Origin of the sequence: Kitasatospora sp. NPDC059795, assembly GCF_042732175.1 — a bacterium.
Lineage (GTDB): Bacteria > Actinomycetota > Actinomycetes > Streptomycetales > Streptomycetaceae > Kitasatospora.
In genome coordinates this window covers 685,782-705,481 of sequence record NZ_JBHWID010000001.1, presented here as the reverse complement: position 1 = coordinate 705,481, position 19,700 = coordinate 685,782, and the positions used below count along the sequence as shown (strand labels likewise).

Annotated in this window: 17 protein-coding genes; 11 read left to right on the top strand and 6 right to left on the bottom strand. The window is 72.5% G+C overall.

The features are described 5' to 3' along the window. Nucleotides 1–77: 77 nt before the first annotated feature. From ACFV4P_RS03425 to ACFV4P_RS03395, 7 genes are all read left to right on the top strand, one after another. The gene (locus ACFV4P_RS03425) at nt 78–1,334 is read left to right on the top strand and encodes a MurT ligase domain-containing protein (RefSeq protein WP_380466832.1); all 1,257 of its coding nucleotides are present in this window, start codon (nt 78–80) and stop codon (nt 1,332–1,334) included. 362 nt (nt 1,335–1,696) lie between these two features. Further along, entirely contained in the window at nt 1,697–2,425 is a 729-nt protein-coding gene (locus ACFV4P_RS03420; protein WP_380467116.1) for a type 1 glutamine amidotransferase, read from the top strand. Between the two features lie 280 nt (nt 2,426–2,705). Then, nucleotides 2,706–3,731: a 6-phosphofructokinase gene (locus ACFV4P_RS03415; RefSeq protein ID WP_073810114.1), complete on the top strand. Its 1,026-nt coding sequence runs from the start codon at nt 2,706–2,708 to the stop codon at nt 3,729–3,731. Nucleotides 3,732–3,803: 72 nt separating this feature from the next. After that, nucleotides 3,804–4,799 carry a 2-hydroxyacid dehydrogenase gene (locus ACFV4P_RS03410; RefSeq protein WP_380466829.1) on the top strand — a complete coding sequence of 332 codons (996 nt, stop codon included), beginning with the start codon at nt 3,804–3,806 and terminating at the stop codon, nt 4,797–4,799. A gap of 141 nt (nt 4,800–4,940) precedes the next feature. Next, nucleotides 4,941–6,074, top strand: coding sequence for an LPXTG cell wall anchor domain-containing protein (locus ACFV4P_RS03405; RefSeq protein ID WP_380466826.1), 1,134 nt, complete (start codon nt 4,941–4,943; stop codon nt 6,072–6,074). Between the two features lie 250 nt (nt 6,075–6,324). Further along, nucleotides 6,325–7,131, top strand: a complete 807-nt coding sequence (locus tag ACFV4P_RS03400) for a hypothetical protein (RefSeq protein ID WP_380466824.1) — start codon at nt 6,325–6,327, stop codon at nt 7,129–7,131. 86 nt (nt 7,132–7,217) lie between these two features. Further along, complete coding sequence (locus ACFV4P_RS03395; RefSeq protein WP_380466822.1) at nt 7,218–7,730, top strand: SigE family RNA polymerase sigma factor; 513 nt, start codon at nt 7,218–7,220, stop codon at nt 7,728–7,730. A 52-nt stretch (nt 7,731–7,782) separates the two neighbouring features. Here the strand turns inward: ACFV4P_RS03395 and ACFV4P_RS03390 are convergent, their stop codons facing one another. Both ACFV4P_RS03390 and ACFV4P_RS03385 read right to left on the bottom strand, forming a co-directional pair. Beyond that, nucleotides 7,783–9,102 carry a TIM44-like domain-containing protein gene (locus ACFV4P_RS03390; protein WP_380466819.1) on the bottom strand — a complete coding sequence of 440 codons (1,320 nt, stop codon included), beginning with the start codon at nt 9,100–9,102 and terminating at the stop codon, nt 7,783–7,785. Nucleotides 9,103–9,547: 445 nt separating this feature from the next. Then, nucleotides 9,548–10,396 (bottom strand): SDR family oxidoreductase, encoded by an 849-nt coding sequence (locus ACFV4P_RS03385; RefSeq protein ID WP_380466816.1) that lies wholly within the window; start codon nt 10,394–10,396, stop codon nt 9,548–9,550. A 412-nt stretch (nt 10,397–10,808) separates the two neighbouring features. Between ACFV4P_RS03385 and ACFV4P_RS03380 the strand changes: the two genes are divergently transcribed. Then, complete coding sequence (locus tag ACFV4P_RS03380; RefSeq protein ID WP_380466813.1) at nt 10,809–11,963, top strand: methyltransferase domain-containing protein; 1,155 nt, start codon at nt 10,809–10,811, stop codon at nt 11,961–11,963. Nucleotides 11,964–12,417: 454 nt separating this feature from the next. On the opposite strand, the gene ACFV4P_RS03375 is transcribed toward ACFV4P_RS03380, so the two are convergent. Both ACFV4P_RS03375 and ACFV4P_RS03370 read right to left on the bottom strand, forming a co-directional pair. Beyond that, nucleotides 12,418–13,284, bottom strand: coding sequence for a DUF3592 domain-containing protein (locus ACFV4P_RS03375; protein WP_380466811.1), 867 nt, complete (start codon nt 13,282–13,284; stop codon nt 12,418–12,420). Between the two features lie 36 nt (nt 13,285–13,320). Then, entirely contained in the window at nt 13,321–14,412 is a 1,092-nt protein-coding gene (locus ACFV4P_RS03370) for a hypothetical protein (RefSeq protein ID WP_380466808.1), read from the bottom strand. Nucleotides 14,413–14,683: 271 nt separating this feature from the next. On the opposite strand from ACFV4P_RS03370, the gene ACFV4P_RS03365 reads away from it, so the two are divergent. Next, entirely contained in the window at nt 14,684–15,631 is a 948-nt protein-coding gene (locus tag ACFV4P_RS03365) for a cytochrome c oxidase assembly protein (protein WP_380467113.1), read from the top strand. A gap of 118 nt (nt 15,632–15,749) precedes the next feature. Here the strand turns inward: ACFV4P_RS03365 and ACFV4P_RS03360 are convergent, their stop codons facing one another. Beyond that, nucleotides 15,750–17,069 carry a DUF2254 domain-containing protein gene (locus ACFV4P_RS03360; RefSeq protein WP_380466806.1) on the bottom strand — a complete coding sequence of 440 codons (1,320 nt, stop codon included), beginning with the start codon at nt 17,067–17,069 and terminating at the stop codon, nt 15,750–15,752. Between the two features lie 142 nt (nt 17,070–17,211). On the opposite strand from ACFV4P_RS03360, the gene ACFV4P_RS03355 reads away from it, so the two are divergent. Together ACFV4P_RS03355 and ACFV4P_RS03350 are read left to right on the top strand one after the other, a co-directional pair. Further along, the gene (locus ACFV4P_RS03355; protein WP_380466803.1) at nt 17,212–18,021 is read left to right on the top strand and encodes a maleylpyruvate isomerase family mycothiol-dependent enzyme; all 810 of its coding nucleotides are present in this window, start codon (nt 17,212–17,214) and stop codon (nt 18,019–18,021) included. 183 nt (nt 18,022–18,204) lie between these two features. Next, entirely contained in the window at nt 18,205–18,609 is a 405-nt protein-coding gene (locus ACFV4P_RS03350) for a hypothetical protein (protein ID WP_380466801.1), read from the top strand. A gap of 9 nt (nt 18,610–18,618) precedes the next feature. Here the strand turns inward: ACFV4P_RS03350 and ACFV4P_RS03345 are convergent, their stop codons facing one another. Then, nucleotides 18,619–19,659: a TIGR03617 family F420-dependent LLM class oxidoreductase gene (locus ACFV4P_RS03345; RefSeq protein ID WP_380466798.1), complete on the bottom strand. Its 1,041-nt coding sequence runs from the start codon at nt 19,657–19,659 to the stop codon at nt 18,619–18,621. Between the last annotated feature and the right edge of the window lie 41 nt (nt 19,660–19,700).

The following is a 19,700-nucleotide window of genomic DNA, read 5'->3' as shown; positions in this document are numbered from 1 at the left end:
AGGCTGAGTCCGTCCCTGCCGCCCGGGGACCGTCTGAACGGCCCGGGCGGTGCCGCAGCAAGGAGGAACCCCTGAGCATGCCAGGCACCGATTCGGAAGCCGCGCGCGACGCCTCGCTGCCCGCCCGCGCAAAGATCGCCGTGACGGCCGGCAAGATGGCGGCCGCGCTGTCCCAGAAGGCCGGTCGCGGCAGCGGGTCGGTGATCGGCGGCAAGGTCGCGCTCAAGCTCGACCCCGATCTGCTGAAGACCCTCGCCGAGCACCTGGACGTGGTCCTGGTCAGCGCCACCAACGGCAAGACCACCACGACCCGGCTGATCGCCGAGGCCCTGCGCGCGGCCGGCCCGGTGGTCTCCAATGCGCTGGGCGCGAACATGCCGGCCGGTATCACGGCGGCGCTCGCGGGCGGCACCGACGCCAAGTTCGGCGTCATCGAGGTGGACGAGAAGTACCTGCCGATGGTCGCCCGGGACACCCGGCCGAAGGCCATAGCGCTGCTGAACCTCTCCCGTGACCAGCTCGACCGGGCCGCCGAGACCCGCATGATGGCCGAGAAGTGGCGCGAGGGCCTGAAGGACACCGAGGCCGTGATCATCGCCAACGCGGACGACCCGCTGGTGACCTGGGCCGCCTCGTCCTGCAAGAAGGTGGTCTGGGTGGCCGCCGGGCAGGCGTGGAAGGAGGACGCCTGGTCGTGCCCGTCGTGCGGCGGTGTGATGCAGCGTCCGGGCGACGACTGGTTCTGCGGCGACTGCGGTTTCCGCCGCCCGAACCCGCACTGGGCGCTCCAGGGCACCCACGTGATCGACCCGCACCGCGGCGCCTGGCCGATCCAGCTCCAGCTGCCGGGCCGCGCCAACCTGGCCAACGCGACCAGCTCGGCCGCCGTGGCCGCGGTGTTCGGCGTGGCCCCGCAGGTCGCGCTGCAGCGCATGCAGTCGGTGGCCGCGGTGGCGGGCCGCTACGACGTGGTGCAGTACCGCGGCCGCGACATCCGGCTGCTGCTGGCGAAGAACCCGGCCGGCTGGCTGGAGACCTTCTCGCTGATCGACGGCCCGCCGGCGCCGGTGCTCCTGTCGGTGAACGCGATGGACGCCGACGGCACCGACACCTCCTGGCTGTGGGACGTCGACTACGAGCGCCTGGCCGGTCACCCGATCTTCGTGATGGGTCAGCGCAAGCTCGACCTGGCGGTCCGCCTGGAGGTCGCCGGCCTGCAGTTCCAGGTCGTCGACTCGCTGGCGCAGGCGGTGGACGCCGCGCCCGAGGGCCGCATCGAGGCGATCGCCAACTACACGGCGTTCCAGCAGCTGCGCAAGGCCGTGGTGGCCTGATGAGCGACCAGCACTTCCAGTCGTACGGCCAGCAGCCGTACGCCGGGCAGCAGTTCGACGACCAGCAGCAGCACCAGCAGCAGCAGCACCAGCAGCAGCAGTACGGGCAGGCCCAGTACGGCGAGCAGCAGCAGCACTACGGCGAGCAGTCATACGGTGAACAGGCGTACGACGAGCAGCAGCAGTACGCCGAGCAGTCGCAGTACGGCGGGCAGCAGTACGCCGAGCAGTCCTTCGCGGAGCCCCAGCAGCAGTACGGCGAGCAGCAGTTCACCGGGCGGCGGCGCGGGTTCGACGAGCCGCAGCAGCAGTACGGGGGCGGTGCGCCGGAGGCGGCGCCGCAGTTCGGGAGGTCTTCGAGGATGAGCGAGAGCAGCCTGCGGGTGGTCTGGGTGTACCCGGACCTGCTGTCCACGTACGGCGACCGCGGCAATGCGCTGGTGGTGGAGCGCCGGGCGCAGCAGCGCGGTCTCGGGGTGACGCGGATCGACGTGCGCTCCGACCAGTCGGTGCCGACCAGTGGCGACATCTACCTGATCGGCGGCGGTGAGGACCGTCCGCAGCGGCTGGCGGCGGAGCGGCTGCGCAACGACGGCGGGCTGGTCCGGGCGGCCGAGAACGGTGCGATCATCTTCTCGGTCTGTGCGGGTTTCCAGATCCTCGGCCACGAGTTCATCAACGACCTGGGCGAGCGCGAGGCGGGCCTCGGCCTGCTGGACGTGTGGACGGCCCGTGGCGAGGGCGCGCGCTGCGTCGGCGACGTGCTGGCGGAGGTCGACCCGCAGCTGGGTCTGCCGCAGCTGACCGGCTTCGAGAACCACCAGGGCGTCACGCATCTCGGCGAGGGCGTGAAGCCGTTCGCCACGGTGCAGGTCGGCCGGGGCAACGGCACCGGCGACGGCACCGAGGGCGCATGGCGCGACACCGTGTTCGGCACCTACCTGCACGGTCCGGTGATGGCCCGCAACCCCGCCGTCGCCGACATGCTGATCAAGCTGGCGCTGGACGTGAACGCGCTGCCGCCGGCCGACACCACCTGGTACGACGCGCTGCGCACCGAGCGGATCGCCGCTGCGGCCCGCCCGGCGTGACGTTCGCCCTTTGCCCGGTGGACGGCTGACCGCCATGTGGTCAGCCGTCCGCCGCGGAACAACTTCATAGCAGAATGAATCAGGAGACCCGGGCGCAACACCCTCCTCGGCGGTCGGGTCGCAGTTACGTGAGGTGCGTCGAGGAAGCCGCCCCCGCGTCGGTTTCGGCCCGGCCGGACGCAGGAACCGTATGCTGTGCAGCAGGTCCGATTCGGGCACTATGTCCGTTTCTCAACCACCAGTCCGGCCGTCCGAATCCTGCTCGGGAGTTGGCAAAGCAATGCGTATTGGTGTCCTGACCAGCGGCGGTGACTGCCCCGGCCTGAACGCCGTCATCCGTTCCGTGGTCCACCGGGGGGTGGTCGACCACGGCGACGAGATCATCGGCTTCGAGGATGGCTGGCGCGGTCTTCTGGAGGGCGTGCACCGCCCGCTGACGCTCGACTCGGTGAGCGGCATCCTCGCCCAGGGCGGCACGATCCTGGGTTCCTCCCGGGTCCAGCCGAGCCACCTGCGCGACGGTGTCGAGCGCGCCAAGAAGTACTGCGCGGACCTCGGCATCGACGCGGTCATCCCGATCGGCGGCGAGGGAACCCTGAAGGCCGCGAAGCTGATGAGCGACGCGGGCCTGCCCGTGGTCGGCGTGCCGAAGACCATCGACAACGACATCGCCTGCACCGACGTCACCTTCGGCTTCGACACCGCGGTGTCGGTGGCCACCGAGGCGCTGGACCGGCTGAAGACCACCGCCGAGTCCCACCAGCGCGTGATGGTCGTCGAGGTGATGGGTCGCCACACCGGCTGGATCGCCCTGAACGCGGGCATGGCGGCCGGCGCGCACGCCATCGTCGTCCCCGAACGGCCGTTCCACATCGACAAGTTGACGGACGTGGTGCGCGAGCGCTTCGACCGCCAGAAGAAGTTCGCGATCGTGGTGTGCGCCGAGGGCGCCAAGCCCGAGCCCGGCACCATGGTGTGGGAGGAGGGCACCAAGGACATGTACGGCCACGAGCGGTTCACCGGCATCGCCACCCAGCTCTCCCGCGAGCTGGAGCACCGCCTCGGCAAGGAGGCCCGCCCGGTCATCCTCGGCCACACCCAGCGCGGCGGCACCCCGACCGCCTACGACCGGGTGCTGGCCACCCGCTTCGGCTGGCACGCCGTGGAGGCCGCGCACCGCGGCGCGTTCGGCCACATCACCGCGCTGCAGGGCACCGACATCCGCCTGGTGCCGCTGGGCGAGGCCGTCGCCGAACTGAAGACCGTCCCCTCGGACCGCTACCTGGAGGCCGAGACCGTCATCTGACGGTCCGTCAACTCCCGCCCCCGGGGCGCGTCGTGGCCCACCACGCGCACCCCGGGGGTTAGCCTTCGCCGCATGGAGATCCTCGCGTACGGCGTCCAAGCAGACGAACAGCCGCTCCTGGAGAAGGCCTTCGCGGGCCGGCACCCGCTGCGCACCCTCGCCGTGTTCCTCAACCACGACACCGCCCCGCTCGCCGCCGGCTACCCGGCCGTCAGCAGCAGCGTCAACGACGTCCTGGACGCCCCGACCCTCGCCGTCCTCGCCGCCGGCGGCACCCGGGTCGTCGCCCAACGCGCCACCGGCTTCAACAACATCGACCTCGACGCCGCCGCCGAACTCGGCCTCACCGTCGCCCGGGTCTCCCACTACAGCCCCTACGCGGTCGCCGAGCACGCCTGGGCACTCGCCCTCGCCGTCAACCGCCGCCTCACCCGCGCCGCCAACCGCTCCCGCGAGTTCGACTTCCGCCTCGACGGGCTCCTCGGCCGCGACATCCACGGCATGACCGTCGGCGTCATCGGCACCGGCAAGATCGGCGAGTGCTTCGCCCGCATCGCCGCCGGCTTCGGCACCCACCTGCTCGGCTGGGACATCGCGCCCAACCCCGCCTGCGTCGACCTCGGCATGGCCTACACCGAACTACCCGAACTCCTCACCCGCGCCGACCTGATCAGCCTCCACGTCCCCCTCCTCCCGGCCACCCACCACATCATCGACGCGGCCGCGCTGGCCCGGATGAAGGACGACGCCATCCTCGTCAACTCCAGCCGCGGCGGCCTCCTCGACAGCGCCGCCCTGGTCGAGACCCTGCGCACGGGACGCCTGGCCGGCGTCGGCCTCGACGTCTACGAGGAGGAGACCGGCGTCTTCTTCACCGACCGCTCCATCCAGGGCATCACCGACGACACCCTCGCCCGCCTCATCACCTTCCCCCAGGTCCTCGTCACCAGCCACCAGGCCTACTTCACCCACACCGCCGTCGGCCAGATCATCGACGCCACCCTCCGCAACATCGACGACTTCGCCGCCGGCCGCACCAACGAGAACACCCTCGTCCCGCGGAACTGACCCGAGCCCGCGCCCAGGGGCCACCAGCGGTCGATGTCGACGAGGTAGAACGTGCAGGGTCCGGTCGAGGAGACGGCGACACATTCAGCCGGTCACGCCATGTAGCGGATATGACACTTTACGTGAGCACATCGTGCAGGCATGAGACACCCACATCACACCCTGCGCGCTGCCTGCGCCCTCGCTCTGAGCTCCGGCCTGGCCCTGGCCGTTCCCGCCGCCTGCGCGGCCCGGGCCCTGCCGTCGGCGGTGACGGCCCCGGGCGGCACGGTGGACTTCGTGTTCACCGGCAACCCCGAGTCCGTCACCATGCCCGACGATGTGTGCCAGGTGGACGTGACCGCGTTCGGCGGCGCGGGCGGCGACGCGGTCTACGGGTCGCCGGGCGGCCTGGGCGGCGAGGTCCGCGCGACGCTGGACGTCCACAGCGGGCAGGTGCTGACCGTGAACGTGGCCGGCGCGGGCAGCGGCGGCAGCCTCACCGACGGCAGCCCCCCGCACGGCGGCTACGGCGGCGGCCGCCAGGGCGGCGCCTACAACAACGAGCCGTCACCGGGCAACGGGGCCGTCGCGGCCGGCGGCGGCGGAGCGACGACCGTCGCCCTCGACAGCGCCACGGTCGTCGTCGCGGGTGGCGGGGGCGGCGGCGCGGGCAGCTTCGCCGACGACGGCACCGGCGCGGGCGGCGCGGGCGGCCAGAGCGGCGAGAGCGGCATGACGCCCGCAACTCCGGGCTCCGGCCAGGGTGGCGCGTCCGGCGGCACGGGGGGTGCGGGCGGCGCGGGTGGGACTCCGACGTTCGACGGAGACTCGCCGGGCGTGGCGGGCGGGTCCGCGAACGGCATGACCGGCGGGAACGGCGCGCTCAACGTCGGCGACCCCCACATGGGCACCGGCGGAGCCGTCGGTGGCGGAGCCGTCGGTGGCGGAGCGGGCGGTTCCTCCACCGGCTCCACGCTGGGCGGCGGGGGCGGCGGGGGCGGCTCCAGTCTCGGCGCCGCCGGAGCCCAGTTCACCACCGGCGTCCGCAGCGGCAACGGCGAAGTCCAGCTCCAATGGCTGCCCTGCGGCCCCAGCCCCAGCCCCAGCCCCACGCCGAGCCCCACGCCGAGCCCCACCGGCGAAACCTCGACCGCCCCCGCGCCGACCCCGACCGGCCCGGCCCTCCCCGAAACCGGATCGCCCTCCACCGGCCCCCTGGCCATCGGCGCCGCACTGATCGCCGCCGCCGGCGCCGTACTGATCCGCTTCGGCCGAAGCCACCGCAGACACTGACCGGCGCAGGACCCCGCCGCCGGCGCGAACTCACCCTCCACAAAGGCGACTTCGCGCAGCGCATGCACACGATGCGGAAGAACGGCCACTTCCTCCACCGCCGCACCCGACCGGAGCAATGTCACGGTCGGGTAACGGCGGCTCTTTTCTGTGACCCCGCGCGTCCCTGCACCCGTGTAGAGGTCAGAGCCGCGTTCGAGCGGGTCCGCATGGCCGGCGTGCGAAGACGACGACAGAAGTGAGTTCAGAGATGAAGGACTTCCGCTTGGACCTGAGCGACGAGCTGTCCGAGCTGACGCCGCCGCCCCTGGGTGACGTGGTGGCGGAGGCGACCAGGAAGGGCCGCCGCGCCCGCCGGGTGCGGACGGTCGGGCAGGTGGCCGGGTCGGCGCTGGCGATGGCGGCCGTCGTGGCGCTGGCCGGCAGCCAGTTGCACGGCACCGGTGGCGGGAACGGGCTCGTCGGCCCGGCGGCGGGCGGCGCGCCTGCCCCGATCGTCTCGGCGGGCCCGTCCTCGACCCCGTCGCCGACGCCGTCCGGCGCCCTGGTCCGGGTGAGCGGCACGGCCGTGCTCGCGACGGTGCTGGACTCCCTGCCCGCCGGCCTGGAGACCAGCGGATACGCCGCGAACAACGCGACCGAGGCGCACGGCAAGTACGCCGCCGACGTCCCGGTCGCCCAGGTCAACGTCAAGACTCCGGCGGGCCTGGGCATGATGCGGGTCTTCGTCGGCTCCGCGTCACCCGACGCCAAGTGCACGACGTTCGACGGCTGCCGCCGGGACAAGTACGGCCAGCAGGTCCGGGTCACCCACATCGATGACAACTGCATCCAGAACACCGTGGTCACGGTCCGCCACGCCGACGGCACCGCCGTCACCGTGCAGATGGCCACCTGCCTGGCCCGGGAGGGCAGGACGAACCCGCCCGGAGTCCTCCCGCTCACCGAGGAGGCCGCCGCCGAACTGGCCGGGAACCCCGCCTTCCACAACATGATGACGCCCGCCCAGGGCGCGGCCGCGGACGCCCGCTTCCCGTCGCTCCCGCAGTTCGACTGACCTGCCCCGCTGCGGCCCCGGGACCTCCGGGGCCGCACTCCCTTTTACTCGGGATCCACCGCACGCACGATCAGGGGGCACTACTGGTGCGGAAAGAAGCAGAGTTCACCGCGTTCGCGGAGGCCGGAGCGGTCAGACTGCGCCAGATCGCCTACCTGATGTGCCGCGACTGGCACCTGGCCCAGGACCTCACCCAGACGACGCTGACCAAGATGTACCTCGCCTGGCCCCGGATCACCCGCCGGGACCTCGACCCGTTCGGCTACGCCCGCAAGGTGCTGCTCAACAGCCTGCTCGACCACAAGCGCCTGCGCAGCACCGGCGAGGTGGCGATCGACCGGGTCCCCGACCGAATCCCGGACACCGTCCACGAGGGCGTCTCGGCGGACACCCGGCTCACCCTGATCGACGCTCTCGCGCTGCTCACCGCCAGGGACCGGGCGATCGTGCTGCTGCGCTACTGGGAGGACCACACCATAGAGGCCACCGCCGAGATGGTGGGGGTCAGCAACTCCGTGGTGAAGACCCAGAGCATGCGCGCCCTGGCCACCCTACGGGCCCACCTCGGCGAGGACCGCGCCGATCTCTTCGCCTCCTGACCTGCCTGCCCCGCACCGGAGGGCCCAGCGGAGGGCCCTGCGTGGGCTCCGTCTACTGCACGTCAGTGGCGATCACGGTCCACGCGTTGGTGGACGTGTCGTCCAGCCGGAGGTCGAACGCGAAGGTGATCGGCCTGCGCTCGCGCGCGTCACCGCGGAGCACCTGCTCGCTGCGCCGGTCGACCTCGTAGTAGACGCCCTCCGCGTCGACCGAGACACGGAAGACGATCGGGTCGCGCGAGACCAGCGAGCGCACCGTGACCGACCTGACGACGGCGTTGCGCATGACGGTTCGGTTGACGGTGCGCACGGACGTGAAGTCCAGGCTGCCGTCGTTCATGACCCACTCCTCCAGGAACCGCTCGACGGCGACCTCGAGAACAGCCTTGTCGAACCGGCCGTCGAGCACGCTCAGATCGCCGACGGCGGTGTCGGCATCCGTGCTCCAGGAGATGTTGGTGAGCGACAGGATGTCGCTCACGCCCCTGACCGCGGTCCTCCCGGCCACCTCCAGCACCGCCTCGCGAGCGACCTCCTTCTGGTCCCAGCTGTCCGTCTCGATGGCGTCGGTCAGGTGGTGCGCGCCCTCGGCCGCCTGCTCGACCGACGACACGATCCACTCCCCGGCCGGGTTCTTGCGCAGCGTCCAGTACTCGACCGGGCGCGTCGAGCCGTCCTTGCGCACGGCGTCCGTGCCGTAGCCGCGGCGTACGTAGTCGTTGAGCGTCGCGGTGATCCGGAACGTGACGGTGTCGTTCACCTCGCCCGCGCGATTCGCGACGTCGACCAGCTGGACCACCGGGCCGGAGACGATCTCCACCACGTTGACCTCGCCGCGCGACGCGTAGTCGTGCAGCTCGTCCGCCCACTTGCCGTAGAGCACCGGGGACAGGATCTGCTGCAACATGGCGTGATCGTTGCGGGTCCAGGCCTGCTGGGCGGTCGTGTACAGCCAGACGGCCCGCTGCTCCAGCGCGGCGCGATCGAACGTCGCATCCGTGTCGGCGATGGCGTCGACCCGGGCCCCGACCTGGGCGGCACGCTCGTCCGCCTGCGCGTCCGCGCGGTGCGCCGTACGGTCCGACACCGTGTTCAGATCGGCCGCCTGCTTCGCCTTCCGGCGCCGGTACCTGATCCACACGATCAGCAGGATCACGGCCACGATCACCAGCAGCGGGAAGATCCCACCGCCACCGCCACCGGCCACGAACCCGTAGCCGAACCCGCCACCGGTCGACCCGTGGAAACCACCGCCCCCACCGCCACCACCCCCGAACCCGTGGCTACCGCCCCCACCCCGCGCATACGCGAGCGTCGGGCTGCTCAGCGCGACGACACCAGCAACCAACGTTATCCACCGACGGGCGCGCACCGGGCTCCCCCTTCACGAATCAGAGCTCCTCCCCGCGAGCCTACAAGCCAGACCGCCCGAACGGCGGGCTGCCCCTGCCCCCAGGGACCGGAAGCCGCCGGCCGGGGCGCACGGGGGTCGCGAAACCGGAGCAGGTCAGTAGGCCCAGGTGGATCCCGTGCCCCGGTACTCCTCAACGGGGATCGGTGTGGTGCCGTCGCGCATGCGGTCGGTGGACAAGAGGCCGGCCGGGGACGGCGACGATCGGGCGTGATCGGCGAGAACAGCGCGACGGCCACCGAGGAGTCCGGGGGCAGGCCGGCTCTCTCCAGGACATGCGTGAGGGCCGCGACAACAAGCTGGCGATCGCCGGGCTCGGCAACGCCAGTCTTCCTGCTCCCCGCGTCCGCAGAGATGCTGGTCGGCGTGCACCGGGGCGTGCCCAGTCGCGTGCGGGTGGGCCTGTTCAAGGCGAGGAGGGTCGGCGGAAGGCTGCAGCGTTCTCCGATGCCCACTGTTGGAAGGGCCTGGCCGCTGAGCCGGTGACCTGCGCAACCGTGTCGCGCACCTGTTGCAGTGCCTCGTTGACGTCTCCGCCCATCACATCGAGCACCGCATCCGCAGTCCTGGCGCCGAAGACCGCGGCCATCCGGGCGTGGGCCTCCTCCCGGTCGATCTCGGCGAACGGCACCTCCTGTCCGAGCGCCGCCGCGACGGACTCGACCTGCTGACGGGCTGTCACCTGTTCCGGACCGGTCAGTGCGTATGTCCGGCCCCGGTGGCCGGGCTCGGTCAGGGCGACGCGCGCCACGGCCGCGATGTCCGCGGGGTGGATCGTGGGCAGCCCGATGTCCGCGTACGGCATGCGGACCGTTTCCCGCTCGCGGACCGACGCCGCCCACATCAGGGCGTTCGAGGCGAACTGTGTCGGCCGCAGGATCGTCCAGGCCATACCGCTGCCCTGGAGCAGCCGCTCGACAGCGAGGTTCTCCGCGGCGGGGCCGAGGTGCGGATGGGTCTGGACGGTGATGGACGAGACGAGCACGACATGCTCCACGCCCGCCTGCCGGGCGGCCTCGATGATGTCGGCGTCCGGGCCCAGGCGCGACACGAGGAACAGCGACCGCACACCCTCCAGAGCGGGTTTCAGTGACGCCGTCTCGGCGAAGTCGCCCTCGACGACCTCGACCCCTTCAGGGAACGCGGCCCGTGCAGCGTCACGGGTGAGCCCTCTGATCGGGCCGGCACCGCACGCCTGCAGTTCCTTCAGCAGAACACTTCCGATGTTTCCGGTGGCCCCTGTCACGAGGATCACGAGCGTCTTCCCCCTCCGTCGGACGAGCAACTGGAAGGGACCCTAGAAATTCAAGCGCGCTTCAAGTCAAGGCGGCGCCGGACCGCCGAAGCAGTCGCCCGGATCAAGCACCGCTCCCCGCGCGACCGAGGATGGTCCCGCGAGCGCGTCGGTCAGCTGAGTTGGCTCTTGGTCAATCGGGCGCGCTCGCCGAACGCTCTTGTGCGCCCTTCCGGGCTCGGCGCGGGGGCGGGACGATGATGCCCGGTCGGGGGCGGTTCGGCCGGGCATCGGGGAGGTGGGGTCATGGGTGAGCATGAGAAGCCGACGCCGGATCCGGGGACGGGGACGCCTCCGCCGGGCAACGCGGACGGCAAGGTCGACAAGCCCCAGCCGGGCACCGGCAAGCACAAGAAGTAGAAGGGGAAGCACGGTGACCGCGGTCGACAACACCACGAGCCCGTCCACGGCCGGCGTGTGGCGGCAGCGCCTCGACGCGGAGATGGCGCGCACCGGGCAGTGGCCGGAGCGCTCGCCGTGGATCCGCCCCGCGGTCGCCGCGCTGCCACGGGACCTGTTCGCACCCGGCCGGCTGTGGGACTGGGACGGCCACGCCTGGCAGCCCGTCGACCGCGACACCGCCCCCGAAAGGTGGCTGGAGCTGCTATACAGCCACCCGAGCCGGCCCGCGGTCACCCAGATCGCCGACGACCTGCCGTCGTCCAGCCTGTCCGCGCCGGCCGTCGTGGTCGACATGCTCGACTCGCTGCTGTTGGAACCCGGCCACCGCGTCCTGGAACTCGGCACCGGCACCGCGTGGAACGCCGCGCTGCTCGCCCACCGCGCCGGGCCGGGCCAGGTGACCTCGATCGAGGTCGACCCCGGCCTCGCTGCGGCCGCCGCCGCCCGCCTGCGGGCCGCGGGCCTGGACGTGCGCGTGCGGGAGGGTGACGGCGGCTCAGGTCTGCCCGACGGTGCACTGTTCGACCGTGTCATCGCCACCTACGCCGTCGAGCGGATCCCCTGGACGTGGATCGAACAGACCGCACCGGGCGGGCGCCTGGTCGTGCCGTGGGGCCGGCTCGGCCACGTCGCCCTCACCGTCGCCGACGACCACAAGAGCGCGACCGGCTGGCTCCAGGGCCTGGCCCAGTTCATGCCCGACCGGACCACTACCGTCGGCATCCCGGTCCGCGGCTTCACCGACCTCCGCCGCAGCGCCCCGCCCGGCCCCGAAGAGCGCACCGACCGGGATCCGGCCGAACTCGAGGACTGGGACCTGCTGTTCCACCTGCGGGTCGCCCTCCCCGACGTCCGGGTGGAGACCGCGGTCGACGAGGACGGGGTGTCCGCGTGGATCCACGACGGCGTCTCGTCCTGGGCGACGCTGTCGTCCACGCCCGACGGCGTGTTCGTCCACCAAGGCGGCCCCCGCCGCCTCGCCGACGAGATCGGCGCCGCCGGGGACGAATGGGCCGGGCTCGGCCGCCCGGAGGTGTACGACTACGGCATGACCGCCACACCCCACGAGCAGTGGGTGTGGTTCGGCGACCCGGACACCGGACCACGCTGGCCCGCGTCGGCCTGACCCCACGCCAGCGGCGACTTCACCGGCAGATGGGAAGGCCTCCGCCCACTCACCTGAGCAAGGGGACAGACGGTGGCTCCCCGCCCACGCGGGGATGGTCCGTGGGCCAGACGTCAACCAGGTCTGCCGCAACGCTGCTCCCCGTGCACGCGGCGGGAGGTGACGGCGGAGCGCGTCACGCTGCGCGGGCTCCGCGGCCGTGGCCCTGTCGCCGGGGTGCTGCGCCACCGAGGCCGTTGGGCAGCTCTCCCTGCGCGGGATGGTGCTCGACCGTGGGGCAGCACGGATGCTACGGGGCGGGCACCAGGGCGCAGCGGCTGTTCTCGGGGCCCGTGTCGCCGCCGAGCTCCTCTGCCAGGGCGCGTCCGAGATCGCCTCCGGCCCCCTGAAAGCCGGCCTGTGTCGGCCGGATCGCCGGCCGCAGCAACGAGAGCGCCCGTCCCGGAGAGCCGACTCACCTGCGGAGGAGCACTACTCCCGCCACGGCCGTCGCCGTCAGCAGGGCTGTCGCCAGGGCGTGGATGGCCACGGTCCGCTTCTCCGAGTGGTGTTCGGCGGCTCGGTCCAGGGTGAAGTCGGACGGGTCGGCGGCCGTGTAGTGGACCTTGACGTCGCGGCCGTGCGCGCCTGCGGGGTCAGGGAGGTGGGAGGTGCAGTGGGCGGTGACGGTGGTGCCCTCGTGGGTGGTGAAGGAGACCACCGGAGTGATGGTGGTGGTGGGGCCGTCGTCCGGGTCGACTCTGATGTCCTTGAGGACGGCGACGACCCGGCCCGGCACGGTCTCCATCGCGGCCAGCCGGTTGAGGCGGGTGTTCCTGACGCGGACCGCCCAGGGCAGTTGGACGGCGCCGAGGATCGCCGGCGGCCCGCCGGAGCCGATCAGTGCCCACGGCCACCCCCGGTCGATCGCAACGAGGACCACCAGCCCGACGTAGACCAGGAAGAGCGCGAAGGCAGGCCGGCCGAGTCCGCGCGACGGCTGCTCGGGGGCGTGGGAGAACCGGTAGGCATGCGGTCGGCCCCGCGGATGGCTGACGCCGATCTCGCGGCCCTCCCACGCCGCGGTGATCATCTCGCCGCGCTCGCCGTCGTTCGTCACGGTGACCTCCTGTCCGGAGGCCGGGTCGCGGTAGCTGATCACCACCGATATCCCGCCCAGCCGCGACCCGCCGTGCCGTGGCGCCCGCACCCGCTCGATCCGCCCGGTGAGCCGGACCGTCCGCTGCGCCTTGGTCAGGCCGGCCAGCGACATGCCGACGCCGATCAGCGCCGCCGCGCCCCACACCGCGCACCACAGCACCAGCCACTCGTGCCACCCCATGTGCCCCATCCCTCGTCCCCCATCCCTCCGATCCGGTCAACTGCCGTTGCGCCGCAGGACGTTGCCCTGCCCGTCCGCCTCCAGGCTGCCCGCGCCCCGGTCGCCGGTCACCATGACCCGGAGGGTGAGCCTGCCGGTGAGGCCGTCGGCGGTCAGCTGCCAGCTCTGCGGGGAGCCGGTGCCGAGGGTGGTGCCGGCGTCCTCGACCAGCGCGGCGACCCGGTCGAAGGGCAGCGCCCGCGGGTCGAACCCGGCGACCTGCCCGCCGGCGGGCGCGAAGACGATCGTCAGCAGGCGCTCCTGGACGACGACGGTGAGCGCCCGGCGCGTCTCCCCGTCCTGCGTCAACGACTCGACGGCGGTGCGCAGTTCGCCCTGGTCGAGCATGGATCGGCCCGCCCCGAGGGCGACCGTTCCGGTGGCCGACGTCACGGTGGTGGTGGACGTGGTGACGGTGGTGGTGGACGACGTGACGGTGCCGGACGGTTGCGGCGCGGCGCCGGACCCGTCGGGGCCGAACGGGTCGGCGCCGGACAGCAGGAGCACGGAGGCCGCGCCGAACAGCAGGCCGAGCACGGTGAGGACCCCGCCGACGCAGCCTTTCCGGGCGTCGCCCGTCATGGCCGGGCCGGGCACCGAGTCCAGGTGCGCGTCGGCGGCCCGTTCCTCCCAGGCCGGTGTCGGCCGGGTCACGATCCGGACCTTCCACGGCCGTTCGGGCTCGTACTCGACCACCACGATCCCGCGCGGGCGGTAGTCGGGAAGCTCGGAGACGTGGACGCCCTGCCGGATCGCGACGCGGTACGCGGGCCCGTCGTCCGGAGCGACGGTCAGATCGAACCGGACCGGCACCTCGGTGGCCTCCCCGGCGACGGCCTCCCGGCTCTCGATCATCGCGAGCGCCGTCCGCGGCACGGCGGCCCTGTCGCGGGCGCGGCGCGGCAGCGTGCCGAGGAAGAACAGCAGGCCGTACGCCGCGGGCAGGGCCAGCCCCGTGACGACGAGCGACGCCTTCCCGACGATGCACCCTCCGATGAAGGCGGCCAGCGACCCGCCGATCACCCCACCCGTCAGAAAGCCCAGCGCGAGGCCGCCGGGCGTGGCGCGCGGGGGTGTGGCAGTCGTCATACGGGTGATTGTGCACGTCGTGGGTAACGGCCGACAGAGTGTGGGCGGACCGGCGCCGGCGCACCCGGCGGAGGCGGGTCCCCGGGGGTGCTGGCCGACGTTCCGTAAGCGCCGCCTAGGCTTGGGTCCGAACGAAACGAAACCGGAGCAAACCGGACCCGGGCCGACCGGGGCCGGAACGGACCTCACCGGCGGCGCGGCGACGCGGCGGCGGACGGCATGACGAAAGCGGGGCCGCCCGATGGGCGACGGCATGGACGGCATGGCCGGGATGCACCACCACGGCGGTAGCCCTCTGCCGCCCTACTCCTTCTCGAACGCGATCGGGTGGTCGCCGGACTGGCCGTACCTGGCTTTCTGCGGGCTCCTCCTCGGCCTGTACCTGGCCGGGGCCGTCCGGCTGTGGCGGCGCGGGGACAAGTGGCCGGTCGGCCGGATGGTGGCCTGGACCGCCGGTGTCGGCACGGTGTTCCTGGTCACCAACACCAAGCTCAACGACTTCGGCATGGTGCTGTTCAGCGCCCACATGATCCAGCACATGGTGCTGTCCATGCTGTCGCCGATCCTGCTGCTGCTCGGCGCGCCGATCACGCTCACGCTGCGTTCGCTGCGTCCGGCCCGCAAGGGCAGCGGCCGCGGCCCGCGCGAGCTGCTGGTCGCGCTGCTGCACAGCCGCCTGGTCCGGATCGTCTCGCACCCCGCGTACACCATCCCGATCTTCATCGCGAGCCTGTACGGGCTGTACTTCACCCCGCTGTTCGACTGGCTGATGCAGTACCAGCTCGGGCACCTGGCGATGATGCTGCACTTCCTCGCCGTCGGCCTGCTGTTCTTCTGGCCGATCATGGGCGTCGACCCGGGCCCGCACCGCCCCGGCTTCGTGATGCGGATCCTGGAACTGTTCATGGGCATGCCGTTCCACGCGTTCTTCGGCGTGGCCGTGATGATGGCCTCCGGGCAGCTCGTCACCACCTTCTCCGGCGCGACGGCGCCCCCCGGCACCGACCTGCACGCCGACCAGCAGCTCGCCGGCGGCATCACCTGGGCGTTCGGCGAGATCCCCACCGCGATCGTGCTGATCGCGCTCACCCTCCAGTGGGCCAAGTCCGAGGAGCGGCAGGCCCGCCGCCGCGACCGTGCCGCCGACCGCGACGGCGACGCCGAGCTGGTGGCGTACAACCAGTACCTGGCCTCGCTGAACCGCGGTGCCACCAGCTGATCGTCGTTTCTTCGGATCCGCCCGGGAGCTCCTCCCGGGCGGATCCGCTGTTTTCCGGCGTCCTTCGCTCTCGGGGCCCAGCGCTGTCGGGGGTCCTGCTTCGGGGCCTTACCGGGTCTCAGCCGATGCCCTGGCGGTCGGGGGTGAGCGCGAACGCCCGGTTCTGCTCGTCCGGGACGGACTCGGTGACGGCCCGTTCCAGCAGCCGGCGCTGGTTCAGCAGCGGGGCGCGCCGCGGTTCGGGGACGATCCGCAGCAGGTCGTCCAGGGCGGCGACCAGGCGGCGGGTGACCTGGGGCTGGCCGGCGCCGCAGATCCGGATCTCGGTGAACGCCAGGTCCACCGTCGCCTCCCAGCCCGGCACCGGCTGCACCAGCCGCACCGCGCCGTCCGCGTCCCGGTGGCGCAGCTCGCCGAGGTGCAGCGGGGCGAGGACGGCGAGCAGCTGATGGATGCGGTCGACGGCCTGCACAGCGGTGGTGGGGTCGTTGACGGCGGGCGACAGGGCGCGGATGGCGATGTCGACGAGCTGGCGGAAGCCGAAGCCGAGGTCCTGGTGCATGGTGCGGTCCACGCCGACGTTCAGCGCCGTGGTGATCCAGCCCGGCCGGGGCGGGGTGCCGCCGGCGACCAGCACGGTCGGGGTGCCGGACGCGATGAAGTCGCCGATCCGCGGCACCAGGTGCAGCACCGTCCCGTGCCGCCGCGCCACCCGCACCAGGCGGCGGATGTTGACGTCCCGCAGCACGCCGGCCCGTCCATCGTGCAGCAGCGTCGGCCCCTGCGGGGCGGGGCCGTCCGCGACCTCCGGGGCGAGCCAGCGGTACGCCAGCAGCACCTGCAGCGACTCCCGGGTGACCCGGTCGATCACGTGCGGCACCCGCAGCAGCCGCAGCGTCGCCTGCACGTACAGCACGAACAGCGCCAGGCTCAGCATCACCAGGACGAGCGCGACCACCGTCGAGACGATCGGCACCGAGACGGCGCGCGTCGGGTCGGTGGTCTCGTCGTAGCCGAGCTGCACCAGCAGCGTGAAGACGAACGTCGCCAGGCAGGTCGAGAACGTCGCCTTCGTCAGCCGGCTGCGCACGTACAGGCGCAGCACCCGGGGGCTCATCTGACCCGCCGCCATCTGCAGCGACACCAGCGAGATCGAGAACACCACGCCGATGAACGTCAGCATCGCCGAGCTGACCGTCGACACCACGCTCTTCGCCGCGGACGTGAACGACAGCAGGGTGTCGGCCGTCTGCTCGGCGGTGGCCACCGCGAAGATCTCCCGGTCGACGAGATCCGTCAGCCCGGCCAGCAGCACCGCGCCCACGCACGCCACCAGCGGCGCGAACCAGAACGACTCCCGCAGGTGCTCCCGCAACGGCGACAGCGCCCGGTACCGCGGCCGCCGGCGCCTCCCGCTGTGCTGCTGCTCCTCGCTCATCCCGCCAGGCTAGCCACGCCGCTCCCCCGGCCCCGGCAAGGACGCAGCCGTTCTCCTGCGGGCATACAAGGGTGGTGGGGATGTGACGGCGGGCCGGGAAAATCGCTGTCCGGTCGCCGGGGGGCGGTGGTAGACATCCGGCGTGCAGAAGAATCTTGAGTTTCCCGACCTGCTGCGACTGATCGACGAGCGGTCGACCGCCTTCCGCGCCGAGGTCGCCGCCGCGCCGGATCTCGACGCGCCGGTGCCGACCTGCCCCGGGTGGACGCTGTTCGATCTGGTGAAGCACCTGGGTGGGGGAGACCGTTTCTGGGCCGCCGTCGTCGCTGCGGGGCCCGCCGACGGTCCCCCGGCCGAGGCGGTCGCTGCGCGCGCCGCGCTGGAGGTGCCGCAGGAGCGTACGGCGCTGCCGGCCTGGCTGGCCGCGTCGACGGAGCTTCTGCTGAGCGCCCTGCGCGAGGCCGGGCCGGAGGCCGGTTGCTGGACGTGGTGGCCGGTGTCGCAGTCGCCGGTCACGGCCGGCGGTGTCGCCCGGCACCGGGTCCAGGAGACCGCGATGCACACGTACGACGTCCAGGTCGCCGCGGACGCCCCGCAGCCGCTGCCCCTCGACGTGGCACTCGACGGCGTGGAGGAGTTCCTGTTCACCGTCTGCGCCACGCCGGCCGCCTGGCCGCACAAGCCCACCGCCTTCGACTTCCACGCCACCGAGGGCCACTCCTGGCGCCTCACGGTCGACGGCGACGGCGCACGCACCACCCGCATCCCCACGCCCACGGCCACGCCCACGGCCCCCACCGGCGAGGACGCGAACGCGGCCGGCGCCTCCGTCCACGGCACGGCCAGTGAGCTGGTCATCTACATGTACGACCGCATCCCGGCCAACTCCCTGCGTGTGGACGGAGACCCCGGACTGCTCGACCTGCTCCGCGCCTGGGAGCCGGAGGAGTAGGACGCAGCGGAGGCGCCGACTGCCAGTCAGAACGTTGGCACGACAGTCAGCACGGATCTCACGGCGGGTACGGGGGCCGTCTCATGAGCGGGGACGGACGAGCGTGCAGTGCGCGGTCGAGGCCGCCGCCGGATTCCGGCGTTCGCCTCCGCACGTCCGTGCGTGTGGGGGACGCTGGTCGGCATGACGGACACGGGCACGGACGCGAACTTCAGGAGCCGCACACCCGAGGAGATGGAGCTGCCGCTCGACCTGGTCGAGCGGATCAGGCTGGTGTGCAGGCTGCTCGCTCTGCCGGTCGCCGAGCGCAGCGGCGCCCCTGGCGTACAACTGCGCCGTGACGACCCGTGGCGGCCGGGCGAGGTGGCCGACCACGTCACGGTGTCGTGGGGCGTGACGGACGAATTGATGGACGCCGACGAGTTCCGGCCCGTGGACACGACGAACCCCTCGCTGTACGACGCCACCGACATGCTGGAAGAGGCGCTGGTGCGGGCACTCCGCCTCGGCGGGCTGGACGTCGTGCGCGCCGAGGACACCCGCGAGTGGCACGTTCGACGGATCACCGGGCCGTCTCCGCTCGACTGATCGTCGTTGTCAGGACGCTGTCCGGTTCGCGCCGGCCGCCGCCGTGAGGACGTCGAGCAGGGGGGCGGCGTCCGTTTCGTCGGGGCCGCTGAGGCAGAGGCGGTCGGCGAGGGGGGCGTAGCGGTGGTGGAGTTCGCGGGCGACGGTGGTGGGGTCGCCGGTGAGGGCGAAGGTGGTGAGGACGGTGTCGTCGATCAGGTGGCCCATTTCCTGCCAGCGGCCGCGGACGGAGAGGGGGTGGAGTTCGTCCTGGAGGTCGGCCCAGCCGTGGGTTTCGAGGACGGGGCGGTAGGCGGGGGTGGAGGCGTAGAAGGCGAGGCGTTCGCGGACGAGGCGGAGGTTGGTGCGGTACTCCTCCTCGGTGCGGCCGGTGGCGACGAGGACGTTGGCGACCACTTCGAACGGGCGGGTGGTCCACGGGGCGTTCTCCGCCTCGGACTTGGCTCGGGCGGCGCGGACGGCCGGCAGGACGGCGGTGGCCAGGTGGTGCGGCGAGCCGAAGGGGTGAGCGAGGAAGCCGTCGGCGGCGGCGCCTGCGGTGGCGGTCATCAGCGGGCCGACGCCCGCGAGCAGCAGCGGCGGGGGCTCGAAGGGCAGCGGGGCGGGCGCGAAGACCGGTGTCATCAGGGTGTGCTGGTAGAACTCGCCCCGGAAGGCGAGGCGTTCGCCGGTCTGCCAGCTGTGCCAGACGGCCCGCACGGCGGCCAGGTATTCGTGCATGCGGGCCGCGGGGCGGTCCCACGGCATGCCGAAGCGGCGGACGATGTGGGGTTTGATCTGCGTCCCGAGGCCGATCGCCGCCCGTCCGCCGGAGCTCTCGTGCAGGCCCCACGCCTCGTAGGCGAGTGTCATCGGGGTGCGGGCGAAGGCGATGGCGACGCCGGTCGCGAGGCCGATCCGGGTGGTGCGGTCGGCGGCGCGGGCGAGTTGCAGGAACGGATTGTGCGAGGTCTCCGACAGGACGAACCGTCCGGCGCCGCGTTCCTCGGCTTCGCGGGCCAGCGCGGGTGCGGTGGCGGGCAGCGGCGGTGCGGCGAGGTCGATCTGCATGGGCGGACACTCCTGCGGGACGTACGGCGGTATGACAGTAC

Coding starts and splice junctions, on each gene's coding strand:
- ACFV4P_RS03425 (WP_380466832.1), top strand. CDS start 78: ATGCCAGGCACCGATTCGGAAGCCGCGCGCGACGCCTCGCTGCCCGCC.
- ACFV4P_RS03420 (WP_380467116.1), top strand. CDS start 1,697: ATGAGCGAGAGCAGCCTGCGGGTGGTCTGGGTGTACCCGGACCTGCTG.
- ACFV4P_RS03415 (WP_073810114.1), top strand. CDS start 2,706: ATGCGTATTGGTGTCCTGACCAGCGGCGGTGACTGCCCCGGCCTGAAC.
- ACFV4P_RS03410 (WP_380466829.1), top strand. CDS start 3,804: ATGGAGATCCTCGCGTACGGCGTCCAAGCAGACGAACAGCCGCTCCTG.
- ACFV4P_RS03405 (WP_380466826.1), top strand. CDS start 4,941: ATGAGACACCCACATCACACCCTGCGCGCTGCCTGCGCCCTCGCTCTG.
- ACFV4P_RS03400 (WP_380466824.1), top strand. CDS start 6,325: ATGAAGGACTTCCGCTTGGACCTGAGCGACGAGCTGTCCGAGCTGACG.
- ACFV4P_RS03375 (WP_380466811.1), bottom strand. CDS start 13,284: ATGGGGTGGCACGAGTGGCTGGTGCTGTGGTGCGCGGTGTGGGGCGCG.
- ACFV4P_RS03370 (WP_380466808.1), bottom strand. CDS start 14,412: ATGACGACTGCCACACCCCCGCGCGCCACGCCCGGCGGCCTCGCGCTG.
- ACFV4P_RS03365 (WP_380467113.1), top strand. CDS start 14,684: ATGCACCACCACGGCGGTAGCCCTCTGCCGCCCTACTCCTTCTCGAAC.
- ACFV4P_RS03360 (WP_380466806.1), bottom strand. CDS start 17,069: ATGAGCGAGGAGCAGCAGCACAGCGGGAGGCGCCGGCGGCCGCGGTAC.
- ACFV4P_RS03350 (WP_380466801.1), top strand. CDS start 18,205: ATGACGGACACGGGCACGGACGCGAACTTCAGGAGCCGCACACCCGAG.
- ACFV4P_RS03345 (WP_380466798.1), bottom strand. CDS start 19,659: ATGCAGATCGACCTCGCCGCACCGCCGCTGCCCGCCACCGCACCCGCG.